The sequence below is a fragment of the Rhodococcus sp. BP-261 genome (assembly GCF_019835205.1).
Taxonomy (GTDB): Bacteria; Actinomycetota; Actinomycetes; order Mycobacteriales; family Mycobacteriaceae; genus Rhodococcoides; species Rhodococcoides kyotonensis_B.
The window spans coordinates 184,157-200,894 of record NZ_JABUCO010000001.1; the positions used below are offsets into that span (position 1 = coordinate 184,157).

15 protein-coding genes and 1 riboswitch are annotated in these 16,738 nt (G+C 64.9%); of the genes, 8 read left to right on the plus strand and 7 right to left on the minus strand.

Annotated features, from left to right (window positions below):
• Positions 1-13 precede the first annotated feature (13 nt).
• The 3 genes from HQ354_RS00830 to HQ354_RS25990 all read right to left on the minus strand — a co-directional run bounded on the left by HQ354_RS00830 (position 14) and on the right by HQ354_RS25990 (position 2,493).
• Complete coding sequence (locus tag HQ354_RS00830; RefSeq protein WP_068420938.1) at positions 14-1,072, minus strand: C40 family peptidase; 1,059 nt, start codon at positions 1,070-1,072, stop codon at positions 14-16.
• A gap of 377 nt (positions 1,073-1,449) precedes the next feature.
• On the minus strand, positions 1,450-2,025 hold the full coding sequence (locus HQ354_RS00835) for a C40 family peptidase (RefSeq protein WP_068420937.1): 576 nt from the start codon (positions 2,023-2,025) through the stop codon (positions 1,450-1,452).
• A 19-nt stretch (positions 2,026-2,044) separates the two neighbouring features.
• A riboswitch (cyclic di-AMP (ydaO/yuaA leader) is annotated at positions 2,045-2,204 on the minus strand.
• 115 nt (positions 2,205-2,319) lie between these two features.
• The gene (locus HQ354_RS25990) at positions 2,320-2,493 is read right to left on the minus strand and encodes a hypothetical protein (protein ID WP_371828772.1); all 174 of its coding nucleotides are present in this window, start codon (positions 2,491-2,493) and stop codon (positions 2,320-2,322) included.
• Positions 2,494-2,750: 257 nt separating this feature from the next.
• On the opposite strand from HQ354_RS25990, the gene HQ354_RS00845 reads away from it, so the two are divergent.
• A complete protein-coding gene (locus tag HQ354_RS00845; RefSeq protein WP_222634009.1) occupies positions 2,751-4,475 on the plus strand; it encodes a DEDD exonuclease domain-containing protein in 1,725 nt (574 codons plus the stop codon).
• Between the two features lie 70 nt (positions 4,476-4,545).
• Positions 4,546-4,821, plus strand: a complete 276-nt coding sequence (locus HQ354_RS00850; RefSeq protein ID WP_068420632.1) for an Lrp/AsnC family transcriptional regulator — start codon at positions 4,546-4,548, stop codon at positions 4,819-4,821.
• Positions 4,822-4,833: 12 nt separating this feature from the next.
• Here HQ354_RS00850 and trpD read toward each other — a convergent pair whose 3' ends face one another.
• Both trpD and HQ354_RS00860 read right to left on the minus strand, forming a co-directional pair.
• Positions 4,834-5,907: an anthranilate phosphoribosyltransferase gene (gene trpD / locus HQ354_RS00855; protein WP_068420630.1), complete on the minus strand. Its 1,074-nt coding sequence runs from the start codon at positions 5,905-5,907 to the stop codon at positions 4,834-4,836.
• A gap of 77 nt (positions 5,908-5,984) precedes the next feature.
• Positions 5,985-6,464 (minus strand): hypothetical protein, encoded by a 480-nt coding sequence (locus HQ354_RS00860; RefSeq protein ID WP_174551330.1) that lies wholly within the window; start codon positions 6,462-6,464, stop codon positions 5,985-5,987.
• A 151-nt stretch (positions 6,465-6,615) separates the two neighbouring features.
• On the opposite strand from HQ354_RS00860, the gene HQ354_RS00865 reads away from it, so the two are divergent.
• The 5 genes from HQ354_RS00865 to HQ354_RS00885 all read left to right on the plus strand — a co-directional run bounded on the left by HQ354_RS00865 (position 6,616) and on the right by HQ354_RS00885 (position 12,953).
• Positions 6,616-7,227 carry a heme-copper oxidase subunit III gene (locus HQ354_RS00865; protein ID WP_068420627.1) on the plus strand — a complete coding sequence of 204 codons (612 nt, stop codon included), beginning with the start codon at positions 6,616-6,618 and terminating at the stop codon, positions 7,225-7,227.
• 95 nt (positions 7,228-7,322) lie between these two features.
• Positions 7,323-8,201: a c-type cytochrome gene (locus HQ354_RS00870; protein ID WP_084423497.1), complete on the plus strand. Its 879-nt coding sequence runs from the start codon at positions 7,323-7,325 to the stop codon at positions 8,199-8,201.
• Positions 8,198-9,400, plus strand: coding sequence for a ubiquinol-cytochrome c reductase iron-sulfur subunit (locus HQ354_RS00875; protein WP_261768631.1), 1,203 nt, complete (start codon positions 8,198-8,200; stop codon positions 9,398-9,400). Before HQ354_RS00870 ends, HQ354_RS00875 begins: the two co-directional genes overlap by 4 nt.
• On the plus strand, positions 9,397-11,157 hold the full coding sequence (locus HQ354_RS00880) for a cytochrome bc complex cytochrome b subunit (RefSeq protein ID WP_068420621.1): 1,761 nt from the start codon (positions 9,397-9,399) through the stop codon (positions 11,155-11,157). The genes HQ354_RS00875 and HQ354_RS00880 overlap by 4 nt, the downstream gene beginning before the upstream one ends.
• Before the next feature lie 173 nt (positions 11,158-11,330).
• Positions 11,331-12,953 carry an ATP-dependent DNA helicase RecQ gene (locus HQ354_RS00885; protein ID WP_222634087.1) on the plus strand — a complete coding sequence of 541 codons (1,623 nt, stop codon included), beginning with the start codon at positions 11,331-11,333 and terminating at the stop codon, positions 12,951-12,953.
• 66 nt (positions 12,954-13,019) lie between these two features.
• On the opposite strand, the gene HQ354_RS00890 is transcribed toward HQ354_RS00885, so the two are convergent.
• Positions 13,020-13,436 (minus strand): cytochrome c oxidase subunit 4, encoded by a 417-nt coding sequence (locus tag HQ354_RS00890; RefSeq protein WP_068420619.1) that lies wholly within the window; start codon positions 13,434-13,436, stop codon positions 13,020-13,022.
• 18 nt (positions 13,437-13,454) lie between these two features.
• Positions 13,455-14,531 (minus strand): cytochrome c oxidase subunit II, encoded by a 1,077-nt coding sequence (locus tag HQ354_RS00895; protein ID WP_068420617.1) that lies wholly within the window; start codon positions 14,529-14,531, stop codon positions 13,455-13,457.
• Between the two features lie 220 nt (positions 14,532-14,751).
• Here HQ354_RS00895 and asnB point away from each other — a divergent pair, with 220 nt between their 5' ends.
• Positions 14,752-16,677 (plus strand): asparagine synthase (glutamine-hydrolyzing), encoded by a 1,926-nt coding sequence (gene asnB, locus HQ354_RS00900; RefSeq protein ID WP_068420615.1) that lies wholly within the window; start codon positions 14,752-14,754, stop codon positions 16,675-16,677.
• The last annotated feature ends 61 nt before the right edge of the window (positions 16,678-16,738 follow it).

The following is a 16,738-nucleotide window of genomic DNA, read 5'->3' on the forward strand; positions in this document are numbered from 1 at the left end:
TCGGAGTCGTCGATCAGTAGCGACGGGCACCGTAGAACGGGAACGAGGCCATCGACTGCACCTTGACGGGCACGCCGAACGTCGACGCGTGCAGCACGTTGCCGTTGCCCGCGTAGAGCCCCACATGCGAGGCATCGGGATAGAACAGCACGACGTCGCCGGGCTGAAGATCCTTCTGGTCCACCGGCGTTCCGCCTTGGGCCTGAGCCTGGCTGGACCGTGGAAGCGTTTTGCCGACCTGCTTGTAGGCCCACACGACCAGGCCCGAGCAGTCGAACCCGTCGGGACCCGTCGCGCCCCAGACGTACGGCTTTCCGATCTGCGTCATGCCTGCCTGCAACGCCGCGATTCCCGATCCAGGGACGAGGTTCTGCAGGATCTTGTTCAGGTCGAATCCGGGAGGCAGTGGGGTCCCAGCCAGCTCGGCCTGCTGGTCGCTCGACAGCGCACCGTACGCGGCCATGACGTCGGCCATCTGGCTCTGCAGTTCGCTCTGCTTCGCCTGGAGGTCGTCCGAGACCATCTTGGCCTGCTCTGCGGCCGTACGCGCGGCATCCGCGGCCTGCTCGGCCGCCTGCTCGGCGGTACGTGCGTCCGAGGTGGCTTGTTTGAACTGCTCGACCTGGCGGGCAGTCTCGGCAGAGATGACGTCGAGAGCCGACATCTGGTCGAGTAGCTGCTGCGGGGAGTCGCTCACCATGACCGCGAAGAGGCGGTTGGTTCTCCCACCCTGGTAGTTGACGTTCGCGACCTTGTCGATCGCCGGCTTCAACTGCGCGAGTGCGTCTTCCGCCGCCTGCAGCGCCACCCGATGGGTGTCCACGGAGGCCTCTGCGTCGCGCTGGGCCGCAGTCTTGGCGTCCAGGTCGATCTGAGCGTTGTGCAGGGCTTCGGTGGTCTGCTCCGATTCGCGAGACAGGTCGGCGAGGCGGGTCTGAGCATCGGTCGCGCTGCCGATCTGCGGCTGCGCGTGCGCGATCGCCGTCGGGCTCGCGAGGAGGCACGCTGCCAGGGCAGCGGTCAGCACAGCGCGTTTGGAACGAGTGACGCGTTTGACGGTCGGTGTCGCCACGAGGAGGTGACTCTCCGTTCTTGCCGAGACCACCGGATCGAACCGCGCAAACGGTCCCTCGGCGGGGATAACAATTCGAAAACGAACCATACCCACGGACTAGGTCTTGTGGACAGGTTTGACGTCGGCAATTCGTAGGAATCAGCGTACGAAAAGTACGTGAATTCCTGACGAACAGCTTTGCCAGGCTACGAAAAGACGGGATTGCTGTCCATTCGATGCCGAATCGTTGTGACAACCCACAACTTTCCGGCAGGCCGTGACACTGTCGTGTCACGAGGCCTCACACGACGAGAGCAGCACCGGACATCACGAGCCGGTGGGCTCGGTTCCGATGCTGCTCGTCGGTAGATCATGCTGGCGTCCGGTAACAGACGTCAGTAGCGGCGCGCTCCGTCGTACGGCATCGACGCGACCGGTGCGACCTTGACCGGAACACCGGACGTGGACGCGTGAACGACGTTGCCGTTGCCGACGTAGATTCCCGAGTGCGATCCGCCGTAGAAGGAGATCACGTCACCGGGTTGCAAGTCGGACTGAGAAACAGGAGTTCCTGCTGCTGCCTGGTCGTAGCTGGTGCGCGGCAGGCTGATACCGGCCTGCTTGTATGCCCACTGCACGAGACCCGAGCAATCGAAGGAGTCGGGGCCCGACGCACCGTAGACGTACGGGGCGCCGATCTTGGACTCTGCGGCCTGAACGGCCTTGGCTGCGGGCGTGACCTGCGGAGCAATACCTGCGGGAGCACCCGGCAACGCGGGCGCCCCGGGCAGGCCCGGGAGCTCGGTCGGAAGCTGAATGCCCGGGATCTCCGGAACTTCGAAGGTTCCGACGCCGGGGATGGTGATGGGGGCCGCCATTGCGGGAGCAGCAGGAAGGACCACTGCGCCGGCTGTGATCGCGCCGGCTACGAGGACTCGACGCAATGAACGGGTTGAAGTGTGTGACGCCACGAGAAGGGGTTGCTCCGTTTCTTCCACTCATCCGCCGACCGAGTTAGCTGACGGGTTCGGGCTGGGAAGATCAGCCCTACCCACCGGCACGCGGTAGCGATTCGGCGGGATTCACCCCAGTGGAAATCGGGTTCCCGGTTCGGGGCCCTCACGAGGTCCCGATTAGGCGGTGACTTGCGACGCCACTCCGGTGTGGATTGGCGAGACTCCGCAAGGTCTCAGGAAGGTTACGAAACGGCATACGTCCGTGTCGACCCCGACGCGCCGGGCAAGCCCTATTAGTTCCGTTTTCGACTACATCGCTTGCTGGTCGGCCTCTTGGTCACGGGGCGGTAACGGCGAGCTGTCCATCGGCTGATCGTCGTCCGTCACCAGACGCAGACGGGGTACGAGACCGACGTCCGCGAGGACACCCATCGCACCGAGTTCTTCCTGGTCGATGTCGATTTTGGAGGTACGCGAGCGCACGTCCACACGCTCCCCGGAAGGCCACCCCGGCGCCCCGAGAAGGACCGTGACAACGCAGTCCGCGCACGCGATGTCGCGGACCTTGCAATCACTGCAATCGACAATCATGTGATCCTCGTCTCTTTCGTCGTTCGAGCGTCGTTCACAGGCCCGATTCGGCCGTCGAGAGGGAACCTAGCGACGCCCTCCGACACCTTCGGCGACGACGGATCTCGAGCCCGCATGTTGTCGGTGCTTCCGTCTAGCGTCCAGATCTTGTGAGCCTTCCGATCCAGCTGACGTTCGACGAACTGGACACCCCTCTGCACGACACGACGTTCGTCGTCGTGGACCTCGAGACGACGGGCGCCAGCGCGGACACCGAAGCGATCACCGAGATCGGCGCCGTGAAGATTCGGGGCGGCGAGGTCGTCGGCGAGTTCGCGACGCTCGTCGATCCCGGCCGATCGATCCCGCCGTACATCGTCGAACTCACCGGCATCACGACCGCGATGCTGATCGGCGCACCACGCATCGAACGCGTGCTGCCCGCGTTCCTCGAATTCGCCCAGGGCGCAGTGCTGGTGGCACACAACGCGAGATTCGACATGGGCTTCCTGCGGGCTGCCGCCAGCCGTCTCGACGTCGCCTGGCCCAAGTTCTCGGTCCTGTGCACGGTCAAGCTGGCGCGACGCGTCCTCACCCGCGACGAGGCACCGTCGGTCAAGCTTTCGGCGTTGGCCTCCCTGTTCCAGGTCAGCACTCGGCCCACCCACCGCGCGCTCGACGACGCACGCGCGACCGTCGACGTCCTGCACGCGTTGATCGAACGCGTCGGAAACCAGGGCGTGCACAGTTACGCCGAACTGGTCGACTACCTGCCGAACGTGTCGTCGGGCCAACGGGCGAAGCGGCACCTCGCCGCCGGCCTGCCGCGGACGCCCGGCGTGTATCTGTTCAAGGGCCCGGGAAACGAGGTGCTGTACGTCGGCACGTCGACCGATCTGCAGCGCCGTGTCCGCAACTACTTCACGGGCTCCGAGACTCGTGGACGCATGAAGGAGATGGTCGACCTCGCCGTCGGCGTCGATCACGTCGAGTGCGCCCACGGGCTCGAAGCCGGAGTGCGCGAACTCCGGCTTCTGAGTGCCCACATTCCTCCGTACAACCGGCGTTCGAAGTTTCCGAAGAAGGGGTGGTGGATCACGACCACCTCGGAGGCTTTTCCTCGTCTGTCGGTCGTCCGTGTACCCACGCCCGGCAGTCTCGGTCCGTTCACGGCGCGAGCCGACGCGGCCGATGCTGCGGCCCTCGTGGCGGAGTACGCGGGAATTCGCACGTGCACCCGCAGGCTCCCCGCGACGAAGCTGCACGGGGGTGACTGCCCGCCGACGGCGGTCGGTGGATGCGCAGCCGCGTCCTCGGGGCTGCTGTCGGCCGAGGAGTACGCGTCGTATCCCGAGAAGTTCCTGGCTCTCGCAGCAGGTCTCGACGACTCCGTCTTGCTCGCCGCTCGAGCGAAGGTCACCCGGTTGGCGGACTCCGAGCTCTTCGAGTCCGCGGCGCGCCTGCGCGACCGTCTCGCAATCCTCGCCGACATGCTCGCGCGGATGCATCGGCTCGCGGCCGTGGCGGCGATCGCGGAACTCGTGGCGGCCCGACGAACACCCGAGGGTGGGTGGGAGCTCGCGGTCGTCCGCTACGGCCGCCTTACCGGCGCAGCCGTGGCGCCGCGGCGTGTACACCCGATGCCCGTCGTCGAGGCCATCACGGCCTCCGCCGAAACGGTGGCCCCGGACGACACACCGCTGCGCGGCGCGTCACCGGAAGAAGTAGGCCTCATCGCGCGCTGGCTCGACTCCGACGGCGTCCGCATAGTCCGGACCACCGACGGCTGGATGTCGCCCGTCCACGGGGCAGGCAGCTGGCGAGAGTGGTGCCGCACCGCCAGAGAGGTCTCACGACGCGAACACCGGGCCTACGACGACGTCCGACATCGGTGACGGGCCCGCCCTCTAAGCTCGTCCACGTCACGTGCGACCGACGTGTCGCCATCGTTCGTGGAGGAGCCCAATGATCAACGCCATCGTCATGATCGACGCCGAGGCGAACGCCATCCCCGAGACCGCTCAGGCGGTGGCCGACGTCGCAGGCGTCACCGAGGTGTATTCGTGCGCAGGCGACGTCGACCTGATCGCGATCGTGAAGGTGCGCGATCACCAGCAGATCGCCGAGGTCGTCACCGGAGGCATCAACAAGGTGCCAGGCGTACTGAACACCGCGACGCACATCGCGTTCCAGTCGTATTCGAGTGCCGACGTCGAGGCAGGCTTCTCCATCGGCGAGTGAGCCGGGTAGTAGTCAGTCCAACTCGTTGGACCGCGTCACCCACCGGGCCAACAGATCCGTGGCTGCACCCGAGTCGATCGCCGTCGCCGCGCGAGTGAGTCCCGACGCCACCGCGGGCACCAGCCCGTCGGCGTTCAGCCCGTCGGTGATTCCGCCGTGAGCCGCCAGCGCGGCAGCAGCGTTCAGCAGAACCGCGTCGCGCACCGGCCCGGTCTCCCCCGCGAACACCGCCCGCGCGACGCCTGCGTTGTACATCGCGTCACCGCCGCGCAGCGCGTCGATGGGAACGAGGTCGAGTCCGAAGTCCCGTGGGTCCAAGGTCGTGGCCGTGACCGACCCGCCGGACACCACGTGCACGGTCGACGTCGTCGACAGCGTGATCTCGTCCAGGCCGTCGTCGCCGCGCACCACCAGTGCGCTGGTGCCCCGTTCGGCGAACACTCCGGCCACCACCGACGCGAGGGACTCGAACGCGCAGCCGATCAGTCCGGCCCGAGGACGGCCCGGATTCGTCAGCGGTCCGAGCACGTTGAACGCCGTCGGGATCCCGATCTCCTTGCGCGCCGGGCCCGCGAAGCGCAGTGCCGGGTGGTAGACGGGTGCGAAGCAGAAGCCGATCCCGACGTCGCGAACAGTCTGCGCGACACCGTCCGGCCCCAGCCCGAACTTCACGCCGAGCGCTTCGAGCACGTCCGTCGTACCGCTCTTCGACGACGCGGCCCTGTTTCCGTGCTTGACGACGGGCGCGCCTGCCGCTGCGACGACGACGGCGGCCATCGTCGAGATGTTGACCGTGTCGGCGCCGTCGCCGCCCGTGCCGACGACGTCGACCGAATTCGGCTCGCTCGCAACGAGATTCGCATGCGCAAGCATCGAGTCCGCGAGGCCGCGAACCTCGGCCGACGTCGGGCCCTTCATCTTGAGGGCGACACCGAAGGCCGCGATCTGCGCCGCAGTCGCGTTGTCGGACATGATCTCGTCCATCGCCCAACCGGTATCGGCGGCCGACAGATCGGTCGACGACGTCAACGCGCCCAGAATCGACTTCCACGTCCGCTGCGATTCGCCGGCCTTCGGATCGGTCATGTTCTCCCCGTGTCTTCCTGCGCTGACGGCTGTTCGGGCCGACGCACTCGACCCTCTGTCGTGCGCACGAAGCTTAGCTAGGCGCGCTCGGTCGCATCGGCACCAGGTTGCAGCGCATCCCACCCGAGAACGATCCCGCCCCGCCGCTGAGCCAGACCCGCCATTCGCGACCGTTCCTGCGAGCAGTGCAGCGCATCGACGATCTGCACTCGCTGCAATGTCACCGACACTCCGTCCTCGACCGGTAGGCGTCGATCTGCATCGTCGATCGTGATCGTGGCCGCCGGTTCCACGAGCGCGTAGCCGTCCTGCGCCGCGATCGCCGCCGCGTCGGACACCGTGTCCGACGGCAGCACCAGATGGTGACGAAGCACCGCCTCCTTCGTCGCGACGAAACCGCCGTCGTCGGTTCCTCGGTCGAGTGCGGCCGAACAGGATTCGGCGTCGTCGAACGAGGACGCCACTACCACCAGATCGTCGCGAGTGGGGTCCAGAGGCACCGTCTTCGAGCGCGAGAACAACCGCCGGAACCAACCACCACCATCGTTCGTTGACATGAGGCAAGCCTTGCACGACACCGGCCCACCGAGTCGTCCACAGGGCCTGAACTGCGCCTTTCGCGAGAGTGTCGACGGCGCCTGTCGATCCGACGCGCCAAGACCGGACCCGGGTATGCGTTCGGTACTACGGGCAGTCATACTTCTTTCTGTGACGAGCGCTGTAGGGACTCAAGGATCGGCAATCACCCAACGCGTGCACTCGCTGAACCGTCCCAATATGGTCAGCGTCGGCACCATCGTGTGGCTGTCGAGCGAACTCATGTTCTTCGCTGGACTTTTTGCGATGTACTTCGTCGCGAGAGCACAGGCGAATGGAAACTGGCCACCGGAGCCGACCGAACTCAACCTCGCGCTGGCCGTACCGGTCACCGCGGTGCTGATCGCGTCGTCGTTCACCTGCCAGCTCGGCGTCTTCGCCGCCGAGCGCGGTGACGTCTTCGGGTTGCGCCGCTGGTACATCATCACCCTGGCCATGGGCGCGTTCTTCGTGCTCGGCCAGGGCTATGAGTACTACCACCTGGTGCACGAGGGCACGACGCTGTCGTCGAGCGTGTACGGATCGGTCTTCTACATCACGACCGGTTTCCACGGACTCCACGTCATCGGCGGTTTGATCGCCTTCGTCTTCCTGATCACGCGAACGCTGGTCAGCAAGTTCACGCCCGCGCAGGCTACGGCGGCGATCGTGGTGTCGTACTACTGGCACTTCGTCGACATCGTGTGGATCGCACTGTTCGCGACCATCTACTTCATTCGCTAACGCGCATGAGCTGTAATTCAGTTTTCACTTCGCCAGCGGACGTTCGGTACCAGCCCCCGACGTTCAGTCCGTCCCGACACGACAAGGGATAGAAGATGAGTTCATCTCCCCCAGCAGCACCCGGTGACAGCACCAGCGGATCCGCATCTGCCGGATCTCCGTCGGCCGTGAAGAGCCGGCGTCAGCGCAAGGTACGCCGCCGCGTCACCGGCGCCCTAGTCCTCATGATGGGACTCATCAGCGCGGGGTTCCTCGCTTCTGCCCTGACTCCCACCCCGCAGGTCGCGACGGCCGACGAGGACTCGGCCGCGCTGATCCGCGAAGGCAAGCAGTTGTACGACACGTCGTGTGTCACGTGCCACGGCGTCAACCTGCAGGGTGTGCAGGACCGCGGACCCAGCCTCATCGGTGTCGGTGAAGCAGCCGTCTACTTCCAGGTCTCGTCGGGTCGTATGCCTGCGGTGCGCAACGAAGCCCAGATCATGCGCAAGCCACCGAAGTTCGACGACAAGCAGGTCGACGCACTCGGCGCCTACATCCAGGCCAACGGCGGCGGCCCGACCGTCGTCCGTGACAGCAACGGCGAGATCGCACAGTCCTCGCTCGCCGACGGCGACATCGCCCGCGGTAGCGAGCTGTTCCGTCTCAACTGCGCGTCGTGCCACAACTTCACCGGTGAGGGCGGCGCACTGTCCTCCGGCAAGTTCGCTCCGGCCCTCGGGCCCGCGAGCGAGCAGCAGATCTACACCGCGATGCTCACCGGACCTCAGAACATGCCGAAGTTCTCCGATCGTCAGCTGACGCAGGAGGAGAAGGTCGACATCATCTCGTACGTCAAGTCCGCCCAGGAGACCAACCCTCAGGGTGGTTGGGGCCTCGGTGGATTCGGCCCCGGCACCGAAATGATCGCCATCTGGGCCATCGGAATCGCTGCCGTCGTCGGCGCAACATTGTGGATCGGAGCAAGGTCATGAGCGACGGCGAGTCCCGGCGCACCGACAGCGGACACGGCGACGCCACCAAGGGCGGACCGGTGGACGTGAACAAGAAGTACACCGACGAGGAACTCGCCGGTATGACCCGCGACCAGCTCGTCGAACTCGGCACCAACCTCGACCACGTCGACGTTGCGTACCGCCGTGACCGCTGGGCCGTCAAGGGCACCCGCGCCGAGAAGCGTGCCGAGCGAGGCGTGGCCGCGTGGTTCGCACTCGCGGGCATCTCGGCCGTCGCGTTCATCGCGATCTACCTCTTCTGGCCGTGGCAGTACGCAGGCCGTGGCGAGGAGAACTACGGCTTGTACACGCTGTACACCCCCCTCATCGGTCTGACGATGGGTCTGGCGATTCTGGGTGTCGGCGTCGGTGCCGTCCAGTTCACGAAGAAGTTCATCCCCGAAGAGGTCTCCATCCAGGATCGTCACGACGGCGGTTCTTCCGAGGTCGACCGCAAGACGGTCGTCGCGGAGCTGGGCGACTCGTTCGAGACGTCGACGCTGGGTCGCCGCAAGGTCATCAAGCGCTCGCTCGTCTTCGGCGGCGGCGCACTCGGAGTCATGGCTCTTCTGCCGCTGGGTGGACTCGTGAAGAACCCGTGGGCGGAAGGTGACAAATCTCCGCTCTGGGTTTCCGGATGGACCCCGCGCTACCCTGGTGAGACGATCTACCTTCGGCGCGACACCGGTCGTCCCCACGACGTCGTTCTGGTGCGTCCCGAGGATATGGATGCCGGAGCCATGGAAACCGTGTTCCCCTTCCGCGAAGCCGATCGCGGTGACGATCACGCACTGCTCGCAGGACTGCGTGGAATTCGCAACTCCGTCATGCTCATCCGTCTCCGCACGGAGGACGCCGACAAGGCCATCAAGCGCAAGGGCCAGGAGAGCTTCAACTACGGCGATTACTTCGCCTACTCGAAGATCTGCACCCACCTCGGTTGCCCGACGTCGCTGTTCGAACAGCAGACGAACCGAATCCTGTGCCCGTGCCACCAGTCGCAGTTCAACGCCCTCGAATACGGCAAGCCGCTCTTCGGCCCCGCCGCTCGCGCGCTGCCGCAGCTGCCCATCACGGTCAACGAGGAAGGCTTCCTCGTTGCCAACGGTGACTTCATCGAAGCCCTCGGACCCGCCTTCTGGGAGCGTCCGAACCGCGAAGCGGAGAGTGAATCATGAGTCCTTCACTGCAAACCCTCGCAGCCAAGCAGGCAGACGACGTCGACAGTCGCTACCACTTGGCGCCGGGCCTGCGTCGGCAGATCAACAAGGTCTTCCCGACGCACTGGTCGTTCCTGCTCGGTGAGATCGCCCTGTACAGCTTCGTCATCCTGCTGATCTCGGGTGTGTTCCTGACGCTGTTCTTCGACCCGTCGCTCAGCGAAGTCGAATACAACGGCATCTACGAGCCGCTCCGCGGTGTGACCATGTCCCGGGCGTACGAGACGGCATTGAACATCTCGTTCGAGGTCCGCGGCGGTCTGTTCATGCGACAGATTCACCACTGGGCCGCCCTGATGTTCGCCTGCTCGATCATCGTGCACATGCTGCGCATCTTCTTCACCGGTGCGTTCCGTCGCCCGCGTGAAGCGAACTGGGTCATCGGCTGCCTGCTGCTGATCCTGGCGATGTTCGAAGGCTTCTTCGGATACTCGCTTCCCGACGACCTGCTGTCCGGCACGGGCCTGCGCGCCGCGTTCTCGGGCATCACGATGAGCGTCCCGGTCATCGGTACCTGGCTGCACTGGCTGATCTTCGACGGCGACTTCCCCGGCACGATCATCATCCCGCGCCTGTACGTCGCGCACGTTCTGTTGCTTCCCGCGATCATTCTCGCGCTGATCGCCGCTCACCTCGCGTTGGTCTGGTACCAGAAGCACACGCAGTTCCCCGGACCCGGCCGTACCGAGAAGAACGTCGTCGGCGTGCGCATTCTCCCGGTCTTCGCCGTCAAGTCCGGTGCGTTCTTCGCCGTGACGTTCGGTGTGCTCGCTCTCATGGGTGGTCTGCTGCAGATCAACCCGGTCTGGAACCTCGGCCCGTACAACCCGGCCCAGGTCTCGGCTGGTTCGCAGCCCGACTTCTACATGATGTGGACCGACGGTCTGGCACGTCTGTGGCCCGCGTGGGACATCTACATCGCGAACCGCTACACGATCCCCGCGGTGTTCGCCGTCGCGGTCATCATGGGCTTGGTGTTCACGGTCATGATCGCCTACCCGTGGATCGAGAAGCGTCTCACCGGAGACAACGCTCACCACAACCTGCTGCAGCGTCCGCGCGACGTTCCGGTCCGCACCGCCATCGGCGCAATGGTTCTGGCGTTCTACATCGTTGCGACGCTGTCCTGCATCAACGACATCATCGCGTACAAGCTCGACATCTCCCTGAACGCGATGACGTGGATCGGCCGTATCGGAATCCTGATTCTGCCTCCGATCGCGTACTACGTGGCGTACCGCTTCTGCATCGGTCTTCAGCGGAGCGACCGCCAGGTGCTCGATCACGGAATCGAGACGGGCATCATCAAGCGTCTGCCTCACGGCCAGTACGTCGAGGTGCACCAGCCGCTCGGCCCGGTCGACGATCACGGACACCCGATCCCGCTCGAGTACCAGGGCGCTGCAATTCCGAAGAAGATGAACAAGCTCGGTTCTGCCGGCAAGCCCGGCTCGGGTTCGATGTTCCGTCCGGATCCGGTTGCCGAGAGCAAGGCACTCGAAGAGGCCATCCACCATGGCGAGCTCGAGCAGCTCGCGATGCTCCGCGAATACCAGGCAGGTATTCACGGAAACGGCTCGAACGGCCACGGTTCCAACGGCAACGGCCACGCCACCAATGGCAACGGCCACGGTTCGAACGGCCACGCCGCGCAAGACGGCGGCACGGCAGGCGAGCAGTCGACGGCTCGTCGCGAAAGCGACATCGAGCGCTAGAGCGTTTGCACGACGAAGGGCGGCACCGTTTTCGGTGCCGCCCTTCGTCGTTCCGCTACCCCTCCCCTCCCCCGGCCCCACGAGGCCGAGAGTTCGTCCACGGCCGTACATTTCAAGCGGTGCCCGCGACGGACCAGGTTTCCGACGGCCGAAGCGCGGGGCATACGGCGAACGTGACCAACGAACGACAACGCATCCTGTCGGTGGCGCGACGCACCCTGGGCCTCGACGAGCTGCGTCCCCTCCAGATCGACGCCGTGTCCGCGCTTCTCGACGGACGCGACGTTCTCGCCGTGATGGCAACCGGATACGGAAAGTCGGCCATCTTTCAAACTGCGGCGGCAATGCTCGACGGGTTGACCGTCGTCGTATCGCCGTTGATTGCACTTCAGCAGGATCAAGTGCAGTCACTCGAAGAACTGGACTCGCCGTCGGCTCCTGTTGCCGTTGCGCTGAACTCGCAGCACTCCGACGCCGAACGCGAGGATGTGCGCGACCGTCTCGTCGCCGGCGACATCGATCTCCTCTATCTCTCTCCCGAACAGCTGGTGCGCGACGACGTCCTGGCCGCCCTAGCCGATGTCGGTATCGCACTCGTGGCAGTCGACGAGGCGCACTGTGTGTCGTCGTGGGGCCACGAGTTCCGCCCCGACTATCTTCGTGTCGGCGAAGCAGTGACCGCACTCGGCCGCCCGACCGTGATCGCGCTGACGGCAACCGCTTCTCCTCCGGTGCGTGACGACATCGTCGAGAAGCTGTCGCTCCGCGATCCGGTCCGCCTGTCGGGTGGGTTCGACCGGCCCGAGATTCGGTTCGAAGTGCGCACGCACGCCGACGAACAGGCAACCGTAGACGCAGCCGTGGAGGACGCGTCGACGCTCGACGGCCAGGGCCTCGTGTACATCGACACGCGCGCCGCGTCGGAAAGCGTGGCAGAGACGCTGACGGCTGCCGGTAGGCCCGCCGCGGCATATCACGGAGGCCTGAAGCAGAACGACCGTGACCGTGTCGCGAAGGACTTCGCAACCGGGGACATCGACATCGTGGTCGCCACGTCCGCGTTCGGAATGGGAATCGACAAGCCGGACATACGATTCGTCGTCCACGCGGCGGCACCGGGGTCCGTCGACGCGTACTACCAGGAAGCCGGACGGTGCGGACGCGACGGCCGTGCCGCGCTCGCGCGACTCCACTACTACCCGGGCGGTCTGTCGATGCACCGATTCTTCGCGACGCGCACCGTCGACGAATCGCTGATCCGACGCGTCGTGAAGACTCTCGGCTCGGCGGGGCGCGCCCTTCCGCTGTCCGGGATCAAGGACCGACTGAAGAACAGGTCCCGCAAGCTGACCATGGTGATCAACCTGTTGGTCGAGTCAGGCGCGCTCGAACGCACCGAGGCCGGGTTGGTGCCGGTCGGTGACGTGAGCGCGAAAGAGGCCATCGCCGAAGCGACGTCGTTGACCGAGGCCGAACAGAAGTACGCACGTTCCCGCGTCGACATGATGCGTGGCTACGCCGAATCCACTCGGTGTCGTCGACGGCACATCCTGGAGTACTTCGGCGAGGAGCTCGGCTCCCCGTGCGGCAACTGCGACATGTGTTCCACCGGGGCCGAATCGGAGGACATTCCTGACGGAAGGTTCACGTTGGGCGACGTCGTCGAGCATCCCGACTGGGGCAGGGGAACGGTCAGCGCCGTCGAATCCGACCGCATCACTGTGCTGTTCGACGACGAAGGTTACAAGACGTTGGCGCTGAGCGTGATCGGAGACGACCTCGACAAAGCCGGATAGCCCCTCTACGCAGCGAGCGCCGACCCCAATCGGGATCGGCGCTCGTGGCGTGAATGCGGTTGTGTGTCAGTGCTTCTCGGGTCCGACGTGGTACTCGAACACCAAGCCTGCGGCAGCCGACAGAATCAGCACGACACCGAAGGCGATGAGCCACCAGAGGAAGAAGGCGAAACCGATCGCGGTGACCGATGCAGCACCGGCGAGCAGGATCGGCCAGAAGCTGCCCGGGCTGAAGAAGCCCAGATCGCCTGCGCCGTCGCTGATCTCGGCGTCGTCGAAGTCCTCGGGACGAGTGTCCAGACGACGAGCGACGAACCGGAAGTAGGTTCCGATGATCAGCGTCAGGCCGACCGACAGGGCGATGGCCGTGACACCGGCCCACTCGACGCCGGTCCGCGAGAAACCGGTGAAGAGGGCGTACACGATCCCGACCAGAAGAAAGAAGACAGTCAGGATCTCGAAGATCTTGGCTTCGATTTTCATATCAGCAGTCTCTCTTGGTCAGTTGCCGTCGGCGACGGATTCGGATCTGACGGTGCGGTCCGTGTAGAACGGCGTGGTGCTGGTTGCGATCGGATCCTGACCGATTGCTTCCAGAGCCTGTGCGTTGGTCAACGCCTGGCCACCTTCGGACAGCGGCTTGCGCAGTTCGATGTACTCCTGGAAGTCGTCCGGAGACACCGCGCGAACCTCGAAGTTCATCATCGCGTGGAAGGTGCCGCACATTTCGGTGCAACGGCCGACGAACGCACCCTCACGCTCGATCTCGGAGATCTGGAAGACGTTGTCCGAGTGGTTTTCCTTCGGGTTCGGGAGAACGTCGCGCTTGAAGAGGAACTCGGGAACCCAGAAGCCGTGGATGACGTCCGACGACGCGAGCACGAACTCGATGCGCTTACCCGTCGGGAGAACCAGAACCGGAATCTCGTCGCTGGTTCCGACCGTCTCGATCTTGTTGTAGCGCAGGTAAGACAGGTCCTGCGGGCTCGCGCCGTGGATCGCGCCGGGAACGAACTCGCCGTCTTCGCTGCCCTCGGCACCCTCACCTGGCGTGGCGCCGGCCTCGGCTGCGGCCTGCTCTTCGAGGTCGGTGCCGTCGTACTTGGCTTCGCCGTCCTTGAGATCGACGGTCTGGTAGCCGAACTTCCAGTTCCACTGGTAGGCCGTGACGTCGACAGTCACGTCGGGGTCCGGGGTCTTCTCGTCGACGTAGTTCTGCACGACGACGGTGAAGTAGAACAGAACCGCGATGATCACGAACGGAACGGCCGTGTACGCAAGTTCGAGAGGCACGTTGTATGCCGTCTGACGCGGGAACTCGGGTGAATCCTTCTTCTTCCGGTGGAAGATGACCACCCAGAAGATCAGAGCCCACACGATGATGCCCATGATCAGGGCTGCCACCACGGACCACGTCCACAATTCGCGAATCGACTTACCCTGGGGCGTGACCCCCATGGGGAATCCGAAGCGCAGGACATCGTTGTCGATGGAACAGCCCGACAACAGCAACGCGGCAACGCCGAGAAATGCTGTCAGCCCAGCTCGCCGAAGGATCCGACTCTGCGCCACGTTCACGCCTTCCTGATCGTTCACCACTGAAGAATGAGGGCGTCCACATGCAGATGCCCATGTACTACGCAGCGTAGACCAAAGGACCCGTGAGGCCACTGTCGGGTCGTTACCTTGCGCGCGCCGTGTCTGCGGCATACTCGGTCATCGGCGCCGGCGGGCTCGTGAGAGCCAGGTCGGTGTAGGCAAAGAATCCATCGATCTACGAAACGAGGTAGTAGGCGCTGTGTGTGGACTACTCGGTGTACTCACGTCGGCCGGCACGGACGGTGCGGGAGTGGACCTTGTCTCCTCCGCTACGCACTGTATGCGTCACCGTGGACCGGACGAACCGGGGACGTGGCACGACGACGATGTCATCTACGGCTTCAACCGCCTGTCGATCATCGACATCGAGCACTCGCACCAGCCGTTGCGCTGGGGACCGGCCGACAATCCGACGCGCTACGCGCTGACGTTCAACGGTGAGATCTACAACTACCTCGAGCTCCGGGAGGAGCTGACGCGCGAGCACGGCGCCGAATTCTTCACCGAGGGTGACGGCGAGCCGATCGTCGCCGCGTTCCACTTCTGGGGCGCCGACGCCGTTCGCCGGCTTCGCGGCATGTTCGCGTTCGCGATCTGGGACACCGAGACCCGCGAGCTGTTCCTGGCACGCGATCCGTTCGGTATCAAGCCATTGTTCCTCGCGACGGGCCCCGGCGGCACCGCATTCGGCAGCGAGAAGAAAAGCCTGCTCGAACTGACCGCTCTCGTGGGTATCGGCACCGACCTCGATCCGCGCGCGACGGAGCACTACACCGTCCTGCAGTACGTCCCGGAGCCCGAGACGCTGCATCGCGAGATCCGCCGTCTCGAATCGGGCTGCTATGCGACCCTCTCCCCCGGTTCCGAACCGAAGGTCACGCGCTATTTCACGCCGAAGTTCCCGGTGAAGCCGTTCGCGGCAGGTTCCGACGCCGCACGCTACAAGGAGATCGCGAGCGCGCTCGAGGACTCCGTCGCCAAGCACATGCGCGCCGACGTCACGGTCGGTTCGTTCCTCTCCGGCGGCATCGACTCGACGGCCATCGCCGCGCTCGCGATGCGTCACAACCCGAATCTGATCACGTTCACCACCGGGTTCGAGCGTGAAGGGTATTCGGAGGTCGACGTCGCCGCCGAGTCGGCCGCCGCGATCGGCGCGCGCCACGTCGTCAAGGTCGTCGGTCCGGAGGAATTCGCGGCGTCGATTCCCGAGATCGTCTGGTACCTCGACGATCCCGTCGCCGACCCGGCGTTGGTGCCGTTGTACTTCGTCGCGAAGGAAGCTCGGAAGCACGTCAAGGTCGTGCTGTCCGGCGAAGGTGCAGACGAGCTCTTCGGCGGCTACACCATCTACCGGGAACCGTTGTCGCTGAAGCCGTTCGACTACTTGCCGAAGGGGCTGCGTCGAGCAGCGGGCGCGTTGAGCGAGCGGATCCCCGACGGAACCCGCGGTAAGAGCCTGCTTCATCGCGGTTCGATGACGCTCGAGGAGCGCTACTACGGAAATGCCAGGAGCTTCGGCGACGCGCAGCTCCGGGCAGTGTTGCGGGACTTCCGCCCGGAATGGACGCACACCGACGTGACGGCACCGATCTACGCGCAGTCGCAAGGGTGGGATCCCGTCGCGCGCATGCAGCACTTGGACCTGTTCACGTGGCTGCGCGGCGACATCCTCGTCAAGGCCGACAAGATCACGATGGCCAATTCGCTCGAGCTCCGCGTGCCGTTCCTCGACAACGAGGTCTTCCGCGTCGCCGAGCAGCTGCCTCTCGATCAGAAGATCACCAAGGACACGACGAAGTACGCGCTCAGGCAAGCGCTCGAGGGCATCGTGCCGGGGCATGTGCTGCACCGCGCCAAGCTCGGCTTCCCGGTGCCACTGCGGCACTGGCTACGCGGCACCGAACTGTTCGATTGGGCCCACCAGCAGATCGCCGAGTCCCAGACCGATCACATCCTGAACAAGGCGGCCATCACGTCGATGCTGAACGAGCATCGCGAAGGCAGGTCCGATCACAGCCGTCGACTGTGGACGGTGTTGATCTTCATGGTGTGGCACGGAATCTTCGTCGAGAAGCGCATCGTGCCGCAGATCGCGGAGCCGACGTACCCCGTCAGTCTCTGACCCCGAGAACAGCCTCCGAACCCTCGGAACATCGATGGGCCGCGACACCTCCTGGGAGGAT